The sequence below is a fragment of the Stenotrophomonas sp. TWI1183 genome, assembly GCF_039673115.1.
GTDB classification, from domain to species: domain Bacteria; phylum Pseudomonadota; class Gammaproteobacteria; order Xanthomonadales; family Xanthomonadaceae; genus Stenotrophomonas; species Stenotrophomonas maltophilia_AA.
Genome location: NZ_JBDJKZ010000001.1, coordinates 1 through 15,389 on the forward strand (window position 1 = coordinate 1; position 15,389 = coordinate 15,389).

Annotated in this window: 13 protein-coding genes; 6 read left to right on the forward strand and 7 right to left on the reverse strand. The window is 66.8% G+C overall.

All coding sequences use genetic code 11. The features are described 5' to 3' along the window. Positions 1-99 precede the first annotated feature (99 nt). From ABE434_RS00005 to ABE434_RS00025, 5 genes are all read right to left on the reverse strand, one after another. Complete coding sequence (locus ABE434_RS00005; RefSeq protein WP_346477296.1) at positions 100-2,331, reverse strand: TonB-dependent receptor; 2,232 nt, start codon at positions 2,329-2,331, stop codon at positions 100-102. Between the two features lie 244 nt (positions 2,332-2,575). After that, on the reverse strand, positions 2,576-3,574 hold the full coding sequence (locus ABE434_RS00010) for a dipeptide epimerase (protein WP_346477297.1): 999 nt from the start codon (positions 3,572-3,574) through the stop codon (positions 2,576-2,578). 184 nt (positions 3,575-3,758) lie between these two features. Further along, positions 3,759-5,201, reverse strand: coding sequence for a serine hydrolase (locus ABE434_RS00015; protein ID WP_346477298.1), 1,443 nt, complete (start codon positions 5,199-5,201; stop codon positions 3,759-3,761). Between the two features lie 37 nt (positions 5,202-5,238). After that, positions 5,239-6,858 carry a D-aminoacylase gene (locus ABE434_RS00020; protein WP_346477299.1) on the reverse strand — a complete coding sequence of 540 codons (1,620 nt, stop codon included), beginning with the start codon at positions 6,856-6,858 and terminating at the stop codon, positions 5,239-5,241. Beyond that, positions 6,858-7,877 carry an alpha/beta hydrolase gene (locus ABE434_RS00025; protein WP_346477300.1) on the reverse strand — a complete coding sequence of 340 codons (1,020 nt, stop codon included), beginning with the start codon at positions 7,875-7,877 and terminating at the stop codon, positions 6,858-6,860. The genes ABE434_RS00020 and ABE434_RS00025 overlap by 1 nt, the downstream gene beginning before the upstream one ends. Before the next feature lie 341 nt (positions 7,878-8,218). Here ABE434_RS00025 and ABE434_RS00030 point away from each other — a divergent pair, with 341 nt between their 5' ends. The 4 genes from ABE434_RS00030 to ABE434_RS00045 are packed head-to-tail and all read left to right on the forward strand — an operon-like array spanning position 8,219 to position 12,873. Then, positions 8,219-9,571 carry a TolC family protein gene (locus tag ABE434_RS00030; protein ID WP_346477680.1) on the forward strand — a complete coding sequence of 451 codons (1,353 nt, stop codon included), beginning with the start codon at positions 8,219-8,221 and terminating at the stop codon, positions 9,569-9,571. Beyond that, the gene (locus tag ABE434_RS00035) at positions 9,564-10,580 is read left to right on the forward strand and encodes an efflux RND transporter periplasmic adaptor subunit (RefSeq protein ID WP_346477301.1); all 1,017 of its coding nucleotides are present in this window, start codon (positions 9,564-9,566) and stop codon (positions 10,578-10,580) included. Before ABE434_RS00030 ends, ABE434_RS00035 begins: the two co-directional genes overlap by 8 nt. Continuing rightward, on the forward strand, positions 10,577-11,764 hold the full coding sequence (locus ABE434_RS00040; protein WP_346477302.1) for an ABC transporter permease: 1,188 nt from the start codon (positions 10,577-10,579) through the stop codon (positions 11,762-11,764). The genes ABE434_RS00035 and ABE434_RS00040 overlap by 4 nt, the downstream gene beginning before the upstream one ends. Continuing rightward, positions 11,761-12,873 (forward strand): ABC transporter permease, encoded by a 1,113-nt coding sequence (locus tag ABE434_RS00045; RefSeq protein WP_346477303.1) that lies wholly within the window; start codon positions 11,761-11,763, stop codon positions 12,871-12,873. Before ABE434_RS00040 ends, ABE434_RS00045 begins: the two co-directional genes overlap by 4 nt. Positions 12,874-12,902: 29 nt before the next feature. On the opposite strand, the gene ABE434_RS00050 is transcribed toward ABE434_RS00045, so the two are convergent. Next, entirely contained in the window at positions 12,903-13,259 is a 357-nt protein-coding gene (locus tag ABE434_RS00050; protein WP_346477304.1) for a YkgJ family cysteine cluster protein, read from the reverse strand. A gap of 167 nt (positions 13,260-13,426) precedes the next feature. On the opposite strand from ABE434_RS00050, the gene ABE434_RS00055 reads away from it, so the two are divergent. Next, positions 13,427-13,837: a response regulator gene (locus ABE434_RS00055; RefSeq protein WP_346477305.1), complete on the forward strand. Its 411-nt coding sequence runs from the start codon at positions 13,427-13,429 to the stop codon at positions 13,835-13,837. On the opposite strand, the gene ABE434_RS00060 is transcribed toward ABE434_RS00055, so the two are convergent. After that, the gene (locus ABE434_RS00060) at positions 13,805-14,389 is read right to left on the reverse strand and encodes a hypothetical protein (RefSeq protein ID WP_346477306.1); all 585 of its coding nucleotides are present in this window, start codon (positions 14,387-14,389) and stop codon (positions 13,805-13,807) included. The two genes, ABE434_RS00055 and ABE434_RS00060, sit on opposite strands and share 33 nt — an antisense overlap. 464 nt (positions 14,390-14,853) lie before the next feature. On the opposite strand from ABE434_RS00060, the gene ABE434_RS00065 reads away from it, so the two are divergent. Then, positions 14,854-15,339, forward strand: a complete 486-nt coding sequence (locus ABE434_RS00065) for a hypothetical protein (protein ID WP_346477307.1) — start codon at positions 14,854-14,856, stop codon at positions 15,337-15,339. Positions 15,340-15,389: the final 50 nt, after the last annotated feature.

The following is a 15,389-nucleotide window of genomic DNA, read 5'->3' on the forward strand; positions in this document are numbered from 1 at the left end:
GGCGGTGCGGCGTGGTGTTCGGGTGGTGTGTTGGGGGGGGGGGGGGGGGGGGGCCCCCCCCCCGCCCCCCCCCCCCCCCCCCCGCCCTGCCCCGCTCGATCAGAAGCTGTAATCGAGCGACACACCCACCGTGCGCGGCTGCATCATCACCGCATTCCAGCGCCGGTACTCCTGCGCGCCTGCCGCAGGAATCGTCCTGCCTGCCGCCACGTAGATGTCCTTGTTGGTGAGGTTGGTGATGAAGAAGCGCACGGTCGTGTTCTGGCTGCTCACTTCCGCGGTCAGGTCGACCGTGGTGTAGCTGGGCAGATCGAAGGACTGCGTCGACGCCACCGAGGCCGCGCGCTCGCCGTAATAGCGCAGCGCGCCACCGACGCTCCAGCCCCACTCGCCACTCGTCGGGAACTGGTAGTCGGCCTGCAGGCTGCCTGCCCATTCGGGCACCTGCGGCAGCTGTGCACCGGATTCGGCCTGGTTGGGGCCGCCCGGGCGGGCCGGCGGAATCGGCGCGGTCAACTTGGCATCGGTGTAGGTCAGGCTGCTGCTCAGGCGCAGGCCGTCGACCGGCATCAGCGCGCCGGTGAATTCAACGCCCTGGCTGCGCGCTTCGCCACCATTGACGCCATAGGAGATGCCCTGGGGCGTGAGCAGGTTCAGGCGGATGTCATCCCAGTCGATCCGGAACGCCGCCACTTCCACCAGCGCCCGCCGATCCCAGAAGTGGGTCTTGAGGCCGGCTTCGTAGTTGATCAGCGTGTCCGACTTCACCTGCGACGGCACATCGGGGGCGGCCGGCAGGATGGGGTTCGGGCTGCCGGCGCGATAGCCGGTGGCCACGCGCACGTAGGCCATGGTGTCTTCGCCCAGGAACAGCCGCGGACTGGCGCTCCAGGTGGTCACGCTTTCCGAGGATTCGGTGATGCGCTGCACCCCGTCGCCGCCCAGCGGACCGCCGAGCGTCTGGCGGAACTCCTGGTCATTGCGCGCATGGCGCACGCCCAAGGCCAGATCGAAGCGGTCGGTGAATTTCCAGGTGGCGTTGCCGAACAGGGCCTTTTCTTTATAGGTGGTCAACACCGAGGCGGTGAACAGATCGAGCACCGGGATGAACGCCGGGCTCAATGCACTGCCACGCTCGGTGTAGGTGGCATCCTCATCGGTGTAGAACGCGCCGAGCTGCCACTCCAGGCGGCTGTCGCCCTTGGAGGTCAGGCGCAGTTCCTGGGTCCACTTCTTCAGTTCGATATCCGTGTCCAGGCCAGCATAGGCCATCACCGGCCCGACGCCCGGCTTCTGGCCGAGCAACGGGATGTACTCCACCGACTGGTCCTGAAGGCGCCACGAGTTGGATTTCATCCAGCTGCTGGCAGAGGTGAAATCGGCCCAGCCGAGATCCCAGTCCACCGTCAGGCCGTACACGTCGTACTTGATCGTGCTGGGCTGCAGGAACAGGTATTCATTGGCGTAGCCGGGCAGCTTCGGTTTGAAGGTGGCCGGGTCCAGTGCGACCGTCGCGAAATTGTCGCCCTTGTTCTCCTGGCGCATCGCGGTGAGCAGGACATCCACCGTGTCCGACGCCTTCCACAACAGCGAAAGGCGGCCGGCGTTCTGGTACACATCGTTGGTGTCGCGGCGATGCAGGACGCTGTTGTCGATCCAGCCCGGGCTGGTCTGCTCGGCGTAGCTGGCGCGCAGGGCCAGCTGACCCTCCACCAGCGGCACGTTGACGGCGGCACGCTCGGAATGGCCGACCCGGCCGCCATCGTCGACAACGCGCATCGTGGCGCCGACGCGGCCCGAGAAGTCCTCGAGGTCCGGCCGCTTGGTCACGTACTTGACCACGCCGCCCAGGGCACTGGCACCGTACAGCGTGCCCTGCGGCCCGCGCAGCACTTCCACGTTCTGCACGTCGTAAGGCAGCAGATCGAACATGCCGGAGGTGGCACCGGACAGCGAGCCGTTGGCGGTCAGCGGCACATCGTCGACATAGATCGAGGTCGAGGCGGTGTTGCCCATCGGGGTGATGCCGCGGATCGAGATCGTCGAACGGCCCGGCGCGCCGAGGCTGGTGATCTGCAGGCCGGGGACCAGTCCGGCCAGGTCGTTCATGTTGTTGACCTGGAGGCGGTCGAGCTGCTCTTCGCTGATGACGCTGATGGACATCGGGATATCGGTCACCACTTCCACGCGTTTCTGCGCGGTCGCGGTCACGGTGCCCAGGGTATGTACCTCGTCGCGGTTGGGGTTCTCGGCGGCGACCTGTGCCAGTGCCGTGGCGCTGCAGCCCAGGGCCAGGATGCCTGCAGTGCAGGCCAGCGACAACGCGTTCATTCGGAGCGAACAGTGACTCATGTGATGAGACCTCGGTAGCGAAGCTGGACGCCCACGGCAATGGGCACGGAATGCGGCAGTCAGGGCACCCCGTAGTGCTGGGGTGGTGCCGGCCTGGCAATGACGCTCCTGGGATGAATGGCTACTTACAAGCCCATGTAGGACACAATAGTCCTGTTCAGAGAACTGTCAATCCTGCGTCGCAGCATTGACATCATTTCGTGCGCCAGGCGCGCCCCGCGCCTCAGCTCCCGGCGCCCCAGACCGCGTCGTCGCACCAGATCGTGCCGTCGCGATAGACAACTCCCGGGGTACGGTCCTGCTTGAGGAAGGTCGGACCGTCCAGGTCGACGAGATCACAGAGCTGCCCGACCACGAAGCCCGGCGCGGCCCCCAGGCTGCTGCAGACCATGCAACCGACCATCACGCCCAGCTCCGCCTCGCGCGCCGCGGCCGCGATCAACAGGGCTTCGGTCAGGCCGCCGCATTTATCGAGCTTGATGTTGAATACCTTGAAGCGGCCCTTCAGTCCTTCCACGTCCGCGAGGGTGAGCGCGCTCTCGTCCGCGGCGAGCGGGATGGGCGACACGAATCCATCGAGATCGGCTTCGCGCCCGCGCGCCAGTGGCTGTTCGATCAGCGACACATCGGCTGCCAGCATGGCCGTCACCAGGCGGTCGAGATCGCCGATCTGATAGCCCTGGTTGGCGTCCACGCCCAGCCAGACATCCGGGCGCACCGCACGGATGGCGGCGACGCGCGCGATGTCGAGGTCCAGGTCACCGGTCAATTTGACCTTGATGGAGCGCGCCTGCCGATACGCAACCGCGGCCGCCGCCATGGCTGCGGGGTCGTCGGCACCCACCGTGAATGTCGTCGGCAGCGGCCGTGGCGCAGCGAGCCCGGCCAGCGCCCAGACGGGTGTGCCGGTCTGCTTGGATTCCAGTTCCCACAGCGCGGCATCGACCGCGTTGCGTGCGCCGCCGGCGGGCAGGATCGCGCGCAGCTCCTCGCGTGTCGGATGGGCTTCGATCGCGTCGCGCGCCGCTTCCAGCTGCACGCGCATGGTCTCGATGTCTTCGCCCAGGTAGTAGACCCCGGTCGCCTCACCGCGGCCGACGTGCGTGCCGTCATCCAGGGTGACCAGGCACGCCAGCCGGGAGTCGAACACGTGACTGGCGATGCGGAAGGGGGCTGCGAGACGCAGGGCGTCGACCGCGATACCGAGTTTCAGGCGGGCCATCAGACGTTCACCCCGTCGGCGGCACGGTCACGGGTGATCGGGGGCGTCGCCAACAGCTTGATCGAGCACATCTCGTTTCCCTGCCTGAAGGTGAGTAATTCTCACATTGAGACAGTAGTTCTCTATAAAGAGAACTGTCAATGGGCGCCGCTGTGGGCGCCCTCCTTCTTCTCCCCGCTTCCGGCTACTTCGTCGGTGCGACGGCCGGGGCGAGCGCCGCCGCGATCCGCGACAGATGCTTGTTCCAGTCGAACTTCTGCCCTTCCGGGGTCCAGCCCAGACGCACGATCACGGCATCCTGCGAGGGGATCACGGCCACGATCTGGTGGTTGTGGCCCATCGCCATGAACGCATCGGGTGGCACATCCTGCAGCACCTTGCGCCCCGCTTCCGTGGCCTCTGCGCGGTTCAGCCACAGCTGCGCGCCGTAGGAGGGCCGCGGCGATGCAGGGGTGGGCGTCAGCGCGAAGTCGAGCCATTCCTGCGACAGCAGCCGCTTCCCGCCGGCCTGGCCGTGGTTCAGGTGCAGCAGCCCGTAGCGTGCCCAGTCGCGCGCCGTTGCATAGCCGTAGGAACTGCCGACCAGTACACCGGATTCGTCCGGTTCGATCAGCGCGCTGCGCATGCCGGCGGGCTCGAACAGCCGCTGCTGCGCGAAACGGGTCATGCCTTCCAGGGTGCCGCCGGTCGCCTCGAAGACGATCCGCGACAGCAGGTTGGTCGTGCCCGACGAATAGCTCCAGAACGTCCCAGGGGCGTGCTCCAGCGGCGAAGCAGCCGCCAGTGCGCCCATGTCGCCTGCCTCGAAGAGCATCTTGATCGAGTCATTGCCCGGCTTGTAACTTTCGACGAACGCCAGCCCGCTCGACATCGTCAGCAGCTGGCGCAGCGTGATGGCGCCACGCGGATCGCTTGCACCCTTCCACTCCGGCACGGGCGCAGGCTCATCCAGCTTGAGCACGCCATCATCGACCAGCAGGCCGACCAGCGTGCCCATGAAGCTCTTGGTCGCCGACCAGCCCAGCATGCGGGTGTTCTGGTCGAAGCCGGGCGCATAGCGTTCGGCGACGATCGCCCCACCCTGCACGACCAGGATCGCGCGGGTGTCCGGGTAACCGTCCACGTTCTGCTCATCGAAAGCGGCCTGCACCGCTGCATCGAGTGCGGCGCGGTCGAGGTGCGTTTCAGCGGCGGCCTGCAGTGCCGGCACGGGCTGGTCGCCCTGCGGCCACGGGCGTGCAGAGAGCGGCGACAGCGGTTTGAGCCGGGCCGTCTGGGCCTTCAGTGCGGTGAGCGGCACGTCGCCAGTGGTCAGCGTGCAGCCGACCGCCGGGCGATGCAGTGCCGTGCGGGTGGGCGTGCCGGGCGCGGAGGCGGTGACGGTACCCGCCCTGCGGTCCACCGACAGCGTCACCGCCTTGGTGAAGGGCGCCAACGCGTGGATGTCATCACGCAGCACGTCGGCCTCGGCGCGGTTGGCCACGAAAATGCCCGCGCAGGCGATCTGCGCCGAGACGGCCGTGCCCAGGTCATCCGCGCTGGCAATCGGGGGCGCGGCAGCGAATGCCGGCGCAGACGTGGCCAGCGCCAGGGCGAGAAGGCTCCCACCGGTGGAATGTCGGATCATGAGGTGTGTCCTGTGTGTGTTGGGGCGCGCACGTTTTTCAGCGCGTGCGGCATTGATGGCGCAGCGCCGAGCCGGCCCTGGCACCGGTGTGCTTGCCGCCCTCGAAGCTGACCACGCCGTTGACGATCACGGTCTCGATGCCGGTCGGCGCGCCAGCAGGTGCGTCCCAGCTCGCTACATCATCCAGTGTGTCCAGATCGAACAGCACGATGTCCGCGCGCATGCCCTCGCGGATCAACCCGCGATCGCTCAGCCCCATCCGCTGCGCCGGCCAGCTGGTCATCTTGCGCACCGCATCCTCCAACGTCAGCACGTGCTGTCGCTTCACATACTCGGCGAGGATGCGCGGGAAGGTGCCATAGGCGCGCGGGTGCGGCAGGCCGATGGCGCCGTCGCTGCCGTAGTTCACCGCCGCCGCGGCATCACTACCGATGCTGACCCACGGTTGGCGCAGCGCGAGCTGCACGTCCTGTTCGCTGATCATGAAGTACAGCGCAACCGCGCGATTGGGCAACCCTTCGAGCGCGATGTCCCAGGCCGCGTCCGCGGGATCGAGATTCAGTTCCTTGCCGATCTCGGCCAGCGTCTTGCCGTGGAACCGCCGATATTTGTCGCTGAAGCTGTTGGCCAGACGCACATTCTCGAAGCCGCCCGAGGCATGCACCAGATTCGACCAGCCGGGCATCGACCCCGCCGCGACCTCTTTCTTCATCCGCTCGCGCACCTTGGGGTCACGCACGCGTTCAATGCCTTTCTCGAGACCGTCGGCCCAGACCCAGCTGGGCGCGATGATTTCCAGGCCGGTGCCACCGGCGGTGTAGGGATACAGATCGGCGGCGACATCGACGCCGCGGTCGCGTGCGGCATTGATCGTCGCCAGCGCCTGCGGCATCAGCTTGCCCCACTCCGGCGCGTAGGCCGCCTTGAGGTGGAAGATCTCCACCTTGACCCCGCCCTTCTCGCCGATCTCGATGGCTTCCTCGATCGCCTTGACCACGCCCTCGCTCTCGTCACGCATATGCGTTGCATAGAAGCCGTCGCATTGGGCGGCGACCTTGGCCAGCGAGATCAGGTCCGAGGTGCTCTGGAAGCTGCTGGGCGCATAGATCAGCGCACTGGAGATGCCGAACGCGCCGGCCTCCATCGCGATCTTGACCTGCTCGCCCATGGCATCGAGCTGCTTGCGCGTGGGCGCGCCCGCGGCATCACCCATCACATGCACGCGGGCCTGGGTCGAGGAGTAGTAGGTGCCGAAGTTGACGGCAATACCCTGCGTTTCCAGCTGCTTGAAGTAGCCGGGCATCCCGGATGCAGGCACCGGCGGGCCACCCTCGCCGCCGATCAGCGTGGTCACGCCCATGCGCAGTTTGTTTTCCGCGGCGCCGTCCTTGAGCAGCGCCGCACCGGACTGGTCCATCATGTCGATGAAGCCGGGTGAGACATAGCGCCCGGTGGCGTCGATCTCGCGGGTGCCGTGTCCGGGGACCTGGCCGACCTGGACCACCCGGCCGTCCTTGATCGCCACATCGGCGCGGACCCACGGATTGCCGGCGCCGTCGAGCACGCGGCCACCACGGATCACCAGGTCATGGTCGGCGGCCGCCACGTGGGTGGCCAGCAGCATGGACAGGCCCGCCCAGAGCAGGGTGCGCTTCATCATTTCATCTCCTTGTCGGTACGCCCGTCAGCGCGAACGTCATCCACCACCTCGCGGACCGCAGCGACCACGCGATCCGGCTGATCGATCTGGATGTAGTGGCCCGAGTCGCTCACGATCTGTTGCTGCCCGCGGCTGGACAGGGCGGCCTGCTCGGCATGCAGCGTGCGCCATTCCTGCTTGAACCGGGCGCCCTCCTCAGCCGACAGACCCATCTTCTCCAGCTCATCGGGCTTGAACGGTTTCAACGCGGTCAACACGATCACCGGGCGGTCGCCAAACGACGTGACCGCGCGGGCATCGTCCATGGTGCTGTCGAAGCCGTCGAGTTCGGCGGTCGCGCCGGTGACCGAGGCGCTGGAGAAGGCGGTGATCTCCGCGGCCTCATCCTTCGGACGCGGGCCATGATCGGCGCGCGAGAACAGGAAGCGCACCAGGCCCGTCCGCGACAGCGCCGTCGCGGTGTGCATCAACAGCGACACCTTCTTCGGATGTACATCGATGCTCACCACGCTGCCGAGCCGGGCGATCTGGTCGGGGTGGGAGGGGTCGACCATCACCAGGCCGGCCACCTGCCCGCCGTAACGCCCGACATAGGTCCGGATGTACGGCCCGCCGATGGAGTGACCGACCAGTACCAGCGGATCGGTGATGCCGGCGCCTTTCAACAGGGCATGCAGGTCATCGGCCACGGCCGACGCACGCTGCGGGGTGTCCTTGGCATCGCTGCGCATGATGCCGGCGCGATCGTAGGCGCAGGCACGGGTGAAGCCGGCGATCCGGTCGTGTACCCGCGTCCAATCCATCGTGCCGCCGGTGCCGAGGCCGGATTCGAAGATCACGGTCGGCGAGCCGCTGCCGCGGCACTCGATATGCATCTGGCGCCCGCCGATATCCACCATCTGGCCCCGCAGCGGATGGTCGGTCGCCGCGCTGCGGCGCGCCAGCGCCTCGTACACCACCCCGATCAGGGTGAGAAGGATCACGAGCGCGAGCAGACCCAGCAGGAACCACTTCACCCATCGCCAAAACCGCCGCCAACCCTTTACTGCTGTCATGTCGTGCTCTCTTGAATGGCGTACTGAAGCGCGTGCCACACCGCGGTTGTGATCGGCGGAAGGCGTTACGAACGGATGGGCCGCGACGGCAGCGAAGCGTCCCGGATAGGATATAAACGTCCTAATAGGAGAATTGTCAATCTGCAGCGCGCCACGAGCGCCGTTACCGCGGTCACCGTTGTGAAGACCCGCACTTCACGCGACGCACACTACCCTCTTGCCGTCACACCCCACGGAGCTGCCCCCTCGTGAGCCGGCACTGGCCGCCAACGCGCGCTTTAAAAGGACTTACCAGTCTCCCCCTGCTGCTCTGCAGTGCTGTTGCCTTCGCCCAGGTCGCACCGGGCGACGCCGCCATTCCCGCCCTGGACTGGCAGCAATCCCAGCAGCGGCTGGAACAGGTGTCCGATGCCCTCGCCGCGGCGGATGCCTCGGTGCGCAACAAGCAGGACCTGCAGGACGCCACCCGCCTGCTGCGGCTGCCGGAGATCACCGGGGAAGTGCGTCGCCTGCAGTTCCAGAAGACCCTGACCCTGCCCCTCGGCTCGCTGGCCCCCGTCGCCGAGGCCTTCGGTATCGACTCGCCGCTGCAGTTCACCGAGCGCGATTGGCGGACCCGTCCGGTGGTGACCGCGGTGCTGCCGCTGTACACCGGCGGCCTGATCCCGGCCGCGCAGCAGGCTGCGGCCGGTGCCACCGACCAGGCCAGCGCCGAGCGCGAATCGCAACGGCAATCCTTGAGCGTGCAGTTGGCCCAGGCCTATTTCGGCCAGCGCCTGGCGGAACAGGCGGTCGACGTGCGCCGTGACGTGCGCGACGGCCTGCAGCGTCACCTCGACGATGCCCTGAAACTGGAGCGCGAGGGCTTTGCCACCCGCGCCCAGCGCCTGCAGGCCAACGTGGCCCGCGACAAGGCCGAGCGCGAGTACCAGAAATCGCTCAATGATCTCCAGACCCTGAAGGCGGCGCTGGCCACCCTGCTCCGCAGTGGTGGCGAGGTCCGGCCGCTGTCGCCCCTGTTCGTGCACCGGGCGCCGATCGGGGCGCTGCCCACGTTCGAACGCGACGCGCAGGCCCGGCAGCCCCAGATCGCGCGGCTGCGTGCCCTGGTTGCGCAGGCCGAGCAAGGCGTTCGGGTGCAGCAGGCCAAGCTCAAGCCCACCGTCTTCCTGTTCGGCCAGTACGATTTCCGTCGTCGCGATGAAATGCTGACCGATCCGGACTGGGCGTTCGGCATCGGCCTCAAGTACACCTTCCTGTCGCCCAGTTCGCGTCCCGCGCAGATCAGCGCCGCCCGTGCGCAGCAGGAGCAGGCCGAAGCCGGCCTGCGCGAGGCCGAGAACCAGGTGACGCTCGGCGTCCGCAAGGCCTGGTACGAACTGGATACCGCCCGCCAGCAGTACCTGCTGCTGGACAGCAGCATCGAACAGAACCGTGAGAACCTGCGCCTGCAGGAGCTGGCGTTCCGCGAAGGCCAGGCGACCTCGCTGGACGTGATCGATGCACGCCTGGGGCTGGGCGGCGCGCAGGTCGAACGCGCGCAGGCGGCCTATCAGTATGACGTGGCACTGGCACAGCTGCTGGAGATCAGTGGACAGATGGATCGATATGAAGAATTCCGCCGCCGCGGCGACGAGGTGATCGCGCATGAATGACACATTGCAGGCACCGGCCGACGCGCCGCCGCCGAAGAAGCGCAAGCTCGGCATCCTCATCGTGCTGGTGCTGGCGATCGTGGTGGTGGTCGGCCTGTGGCTGGCCTGGCGTACCCCGGCCGAGCAGCTGCAGGGCATGGCCGACGCCGACACCGTCAACGTCGCCGCCAAGATCACCGCGCGGCTGGCCGAACTGAAGGTGCGCGAGGGCGACCGGGTCAAGGCCGGCCAGGTGCTGTTCGTGCTGGACAGCCCGGAAGTCGCCGCCAAGGAAGAACAGGCGCATGGCGCGCTGGACGCGGCGCGCGCCGTGGCCGACAAGGCCGACGAAGGCGCCCGCAGCGAGGACATCCGCGCCGCGCAGGCCAACTGGAAACGCGCCGAGGCCGGTGCCACCCTCGCCGATGCCACCTATCAGCGGGTGCAGAACCTGTTCAACGAAGGGGTGATGACGCGGCAGAAACGTGACGAAGCCCTGGCCCAGGCGCGCAGTTCGCGCGAGCTGTCCAATGCGGCGCGTGCGCAGTACGACCAGGCGCTGGCGGGTGCCCGCGACCAGGACAAGCGCGCCGCGCAGGGCCAGGTGCGCCAGGCACAAGGCGCGGTGGCCGAGGTCAACGCCGCCCGCGACGAGGTCAACGGCCGCGCACCGGTGGCGGGCGAGATCAACAAACGCATGTCCGACATCGGTGAGCTGGTGCCCGCCGGCTACCCGGTGTTCACCCTGGTCGACATCGATCACATGTGGGTCTCGGTGAACCTGCGTGAGTCGCAGATGCGCGGCCTGAAGGTGGGCAGCCGGCTGCGCGGCAGCGTGCCCGCGCTGGATCGCGATGCCGGGTTCGAGGTGTACTTCATCAATCCGGCCGGCGACTACGCCACCTGGCGCGCGACCCGACAATCCTCCGGCTATGACGTGCGCAGCTTCGAGATCCGGCTGCGCCCGGTCGCCCGTATCGAAGGCTTCCGACCGGGGATGAGCGTGCTGTTCGCGTGGCCGCAGGGATGAACCGTCCGGTGTGGGCGGGCATGACCGCCTCGCTGCAGCGGGAACTGCACCACCTGCGTCGGGACCGCGCCGATCTGCTGCTGGTCACCCTGCTCCCGGCGCTGATGCTGGGTGTGATGGCCTGGCTGTTCGCCGCCTCGGTGATGCGTGATATTCCGATCGCGGTGGTCGACCTCGATCGCAGTGCCGAGAGCCGCCAGCTGACGCGGATGCTCGATGCCAGCCCCGGCGTGCGCGTGGCCAGCCAGCCGTCCAGCCTGGCCGATGCGCAATCACAGATACGCCGGCTGGAGGTATTCGCGGTGGTCCTGGTGCCGCGCGATGCGACGCGTAATGCGCTGCGCGGCCGCCAGGGAACGGTGTTTGCGTACTACAACGCCACCTACCTCACCACCGGCCAGTCGGCCGTGCGCGATATCGTTGAAGCGGTCAGCGCCTGGAATGCGCGGCTGCTGGGCGAGCGCATCGCCAAACAGGTGGGCCCGGCCACGCTGCGCGCGCCGCCGATCGCGGTGCAATCGGACATCCTGCACAACCCGGCACGCAGCTATGAGCTGTTCCTGCTGCCGTTGCTGTTCCCTGCGGTCCTGTCGCTGGGGCTCGCGCTTGCCGTGGCGGCCAGCCTCGGCCGTGAAGTCCGTGACGGTCACCTGCGCGACTGGCTGGGCGCCGCGCCGTGGGCGGCCATCGCCGGCAAGATCGCGCCGTATGTCGCGCTGTTCTCGCTCTACGGTGCGCTGGGCGTGCTCTACCTGGCCCTGCTCCGCGGCGACGGCATCGCCGGCAGTGCGCTGCTGCTGATGCTGGCCCAGCCGCTGTTCTATCTGGCCTGTGCGGCGGTGGCGCTGCTGTTTGTCGGGCTCACCCGCGACATGGGCACGTCCCTCTCCGCGATCGGCCTGAGCATCGGCACGGCCCTGGCATTCTCGGGCGCCACCTTCCCGGTGGTGGACGCGCCGTTGTTCACCCGGATCTGGAACGTGCTGCTGCCGCTCACCGCTTACGTCAAGGTGCAGACCCAGCAGCAATTCGTCGGCGCGCCCTGGAGCGTCTCGCTGTGGCCGTTGGGCACCTTGCTGCTGATGGTGCTCGTGGCCGGCGGCATCGGTGGCTGGCGCTTGATCGCCGCCGCCCGCAGCCCCGATCCGCTACCGCCGGCGGCGCAGAACGAGGCCGGCGCATGAACCGTTTCGCCGCCAGCCTGCGCTTGACCCTGCGCACGGTCCTTACCGACCGCTATGCGGTGGTGCTGATGGTGGGCGCGGTGGTGCTCTACTCGTTCTTCTACCCCGCCGCCTACCGTCATCAGGTGGCCAGCAACCTGCCCATCGTGGTGGTCGACCATGACCAGAGCGCCACCAGCCGGGAACTGCTGCGTCGGGTCGATGCCCTGCGCACGGTCCGCATCGTCGACCAGCCGGCCAGCGTCGACCAGGCGCGCGACGCGATGGAGGCCGGCCGGGCCGAGGGCATCCTGCTGATCCCGGCCAACCTCGAACGCGACATCCTGCGCGGTGGCCATGGCTACCTGGTGCTGATGGGCAACGGGGCATACCTGGGCCGCGCCAGCTGGGTGCTCGGCGGCGTGGCCGATGCCCTGACCGCCTTCGCCCGCGAGGCGGCGGTATCGCAGGCGGCGTTCATGGGTGCGCCACAGGCGCCGCCGATCACCCTGGTGCAGCGCCCGCTGTTCAACACCCAGGAGGGCTACGGCAGTGCCATCGTGCCCGGCGTGGCCGAACTGATCGTGCACCAGACCCTGCTCATGGGCATCGGCGTGCTGCTTGGCGCCCGTCGACTGGCGCTGGGGCGCCGCCTGCGCTTCGACCTGCCGACGCTGGCCGGCATGGCGGTGGGCTTCGGTACGATAGGCCTGCTCGGGCTGCTCTACTACGCGGGATTCACCGCCTGGGTGCAGGACTATCCGCGCGGCGGCAATCCCATCGGCCAGTTGCTGGGCGGCACCTTGTTCATCGCCGCCACCGTGGCGTTCGGGCTGTTCGTCGGCAGCTTCTTCGCCACCCGCGAGCGAGCGTTCCAGGTGGTCATCGCCTGCTCGATCCCGCTGTTCTTCCTGGCCAACCTGTCCTGGCCGGCGGTCACCTCGCCGCCTGCGCTGGTCGCGCTGGCCCACCTGCTGCCCACCACGCCGGGCATCAACCTGATGGTGCGCCTGAACCAGATGGATGCGAGCCTGGGCGAAGTCAGCCACGAACTGTGGACGCTGGTGGCGCTGCTGGTCGTGTACGGCGGCCTGGCGGTGTGGCGCCTCGGCGCACGCAGATCAAACTAACGGGGGGGCGCGCCCGGTTCCGCTGCCGGCTAGATCAACACCTGCCGGGTACTGCGCAGGAACTGATGGATCTCCTTCTCGACGGCCTCATCCAGCATGTACACCGGCCGCTGGCCATTGGGGCAGCGAAGCGTCGGCGTGGTGCCGAACATGCGGCAGATCAACGGCCGCTCTTCGTAGACCTCGCAGCCGTTCCTGCCCAGATACGGGCAGCTCAGCTCGGCCAGCGCCGCGGCATGCTCGGCATCGCTCTTGACCGGCAGGCGCGCCACTTCCTCGCTGGAGGCGGTGACCGGGCCACAGCAGTCGTGGCATCCCACCACGCAGCGGAACGAGGGAATCTGCTCGCGCAACCGCTGTATCGCGTCGCGGTTGGTGTAGGGCATCGGGATGGGCCTCGGTGGCATCAACGGGAGGTCATTTTACAACCGTGGCGCCCGGGGCACGCATCGGGCGCCGGCTGGATCCGTGTCAACAAACAGGAAAACGGCCTTGGCCCGTCGTTGACACCCGAAGGCAGACCATACCTGTCACCTTTTCCGCCCCCACCCCCATGAACCGTTCTGCTGTCGTTTCTGCTGGTCGTACCGTACTGGTCGTCGAAGACGAGATGGAGCTCTCCCGGCTGTTCATCGAAGTGCTGAACGAGTCGGGTCATACGGCGATTCCCGCCTATTCCGTGAGCGATGCGCTCAGCATCATCGCCCACCAGCGCTTCGATGCCGCCATTCTGGATGTCGAGCTCCGGGACGGGCCGGTCTTTCCGGTGGCAGACCGCCTTGCGGCCCTGGGAACGCCCTTCCTGTTTGCCTCGGCGGTGTATTACCAGGTCGTGCCACGCGCGCATCAACAGGTGCCGTTCGTGAGCAAGCCGTTCGACGTCAAGGTGCTGCAGCAGCGCGTCGAGGAGGCACTGGCCAGGCGGCCGGCGTCATCGGGTGGTGTAAAGGCAGCCGGCGACTGAGATGGGGGACGGATCGCTCTCGATCCGATCCGCTACCAGCGCGATGACCTCGATGCCATCACCGTGCTCCTCGGGCGCGGAATGGACCACTCGCATCCCGCCCGGCGGCGCTTCTGCCCCCCGGCCCTCCAGTTCCAGCGTCCCGGTGAGTTCCCTGGCAACGTCCGGATCATCGAACGCCGCGACGATGGACATGCGCGACAGGATCAACCGGGTGGTCTCATGTCCGAAGACCCGCACAGGGGCAGGAAGCCGCATTTCCGCGATGACGCCCATCATGCCGCCCGGCGGCATGCCATCGGCCTCACCTTCGGTGACGATCGGTTGCCAGCCCGCCTTCGCTTCCCCGCTGTCTTGAACGTCGCGCATGGTGAACGCGAGCGTCCGGAAGGCTTTGCGATCAGCCTTGCAGTTGACGAGCGCTAGTGATTGATCGATGTCGTTCTGGGTGGGAACGGATCCTTGGACGGTATTTGATGCCAGCACGGCAAGCGGCGCGGCCAGCGCGATTGCTGCCACTAGCGCGCTACGTGTCATGGTTTGAGAGATCAATGAGGGCGAGTCCTTGCTGTGAAATGCGACCCTTGCATGCCGTCAGGGCCGGCAAGATCGGTGCACAGTGTACCGGCGACTACCGGAGGAGAGCAGCGCTCAAGAATCCAATAACGCCAGCATCGCTAATGTGTGGCCACCTTCGGCGCTGAAGCACAAGCAGGGCGTTGAGTTCGCGTTGTGATGTCAGCGCGACTCCAATCTTTTGTTGAACAAAATGGGCTCGTGCTTACCGGACTTGCGTCACGGAAGTGTGGTTTTGACCTTGCCTGGTTGTAAGTCTGAGTGGTATGAAAATGCCTGTACTGGCCGCGCGAACAAATAAAGACCCTTGACTTAGTGCAGTAGCGCCGTAGTGGAATCGAGGCGGAGAAGCGGCAATGGGGGCTTTGGCACCCTCCAGCTTGATGTCTAATAGCCCCGCCATGTTTCTATATTCTCTTGAGCACCCATGGAGTCGTCAAATGAAGCTATTGAAGGCGTTACTTATCACCGGCGGTATTGCCTTGGCCCCAACAGTCGCGGCGACGGATGCTATACCTGCGCCTCACGTCTATGACGTGGACGTGGAGGTTTTTAGTTCAGGCAAACTCATTGGCGAGAACCATGAGAAAGGCCGTTCGGACCGGGAGCCTTTCACAGTCAGGGGGCAGCGCGAGAATGCCTTCTATGAGCTCGAGTTCACTCCATTCCTGCTCTCAAACGGCGCCATTGGTTTCAAGCGTGTGGGTGGCGTTCGAACCACGGTTGCGCATAAGAAGGGAGGAGTTGAGGCGCGAGCAGGTTTGCCGGACAACCAGACCTTCTGCGGCACCACTGAGGGCACAGATCACGTTGCCTCTGTCAAGCCAGGGGTACGCACGTCCATCATCAAGATCGATAACTCAGACACTGGCCCTGGGGCGATTCCAGGCTGCGAAATCATGTTGACCATACACGTCAAAAAGTGAGATTTTGATCGGTCTTTCAGTTGCCTATTTCACGTTATTGCGCCTTGATC

Bases quoted from the DNA above. Each gene is read 5' to 3' on its own strand.
- ABE434_RS00065 (WP_346477307.1), top strand. From the start codon at position 14,854: ATGAAGCTATTGAAGGCGTTACTTATCACCGGCGGTATTGCCTTGGCC.
- ABE434_RS00005 (WP_346477296.1), bottom strand. From the start codon at position 2,331: ATGAACGCGTTGTCGCTGGCCTGCACTGCAGGCATCCTGGCCCTGGGC.
- ABE434_RS00055 (WP_346477305.1), top strand. From the start codon at position 13,427: ATGAACCGTTCTGCTGTCGTTTCTGCTGGTCGTACCGTACTGGTCGTC.
- ABE434_RS00040 (WP_346477302.1), top strand. From the start codon at position 10,577: ATGAACCGTCCGGTGTGGGCGGGCATGACCGCCTCGCTGCAGCGGGAA.
- ABE434_RS00010 (WP_346477297.1), bottom strand. From the start codon at position 3,574: ATGGCCCGCCTGAAACTCGGTATCGCGGTCGACGCCCTGCGTCTCGCA.
- ABE434_RS00045 (WP_346477303.1), top strand. From the start codon at position 11,761: ATGAACCGTTTCGCCGCCAGCCTGCGCTTGACCCTGCGCACGGTCCTT.
- ABE434_RS00015 (WP_346477298.1), bottom strand. From the start codon at position 5,201: ATGATCCGACATTCCACCGGTGGGAGCCTTCTCGCCCTGGCGCTGGCC.
- ABE434_RS00050 (WP_346477304.1), bottom strand. From the start codon at position 13,259: ATGCCCTACACCAACCGCGACGCGATACAGCGGTTGCGCGAGCAGATT.
- ABE434_RS00020 (WP_346477299.1), bottom strand. From the start codon at position 6,858: ATGAAGCGCACCCTGCTCTGGGCGGGCCTGTCCATGCTGCTGGCCACC.
- ABE434_RS00035 (WP_346477301.1), top strand. From the start codon at position 9,564: ATGAATGACACATTGCAGGCACCGGCCGACGCGCCGCCGCCGAAGAAG.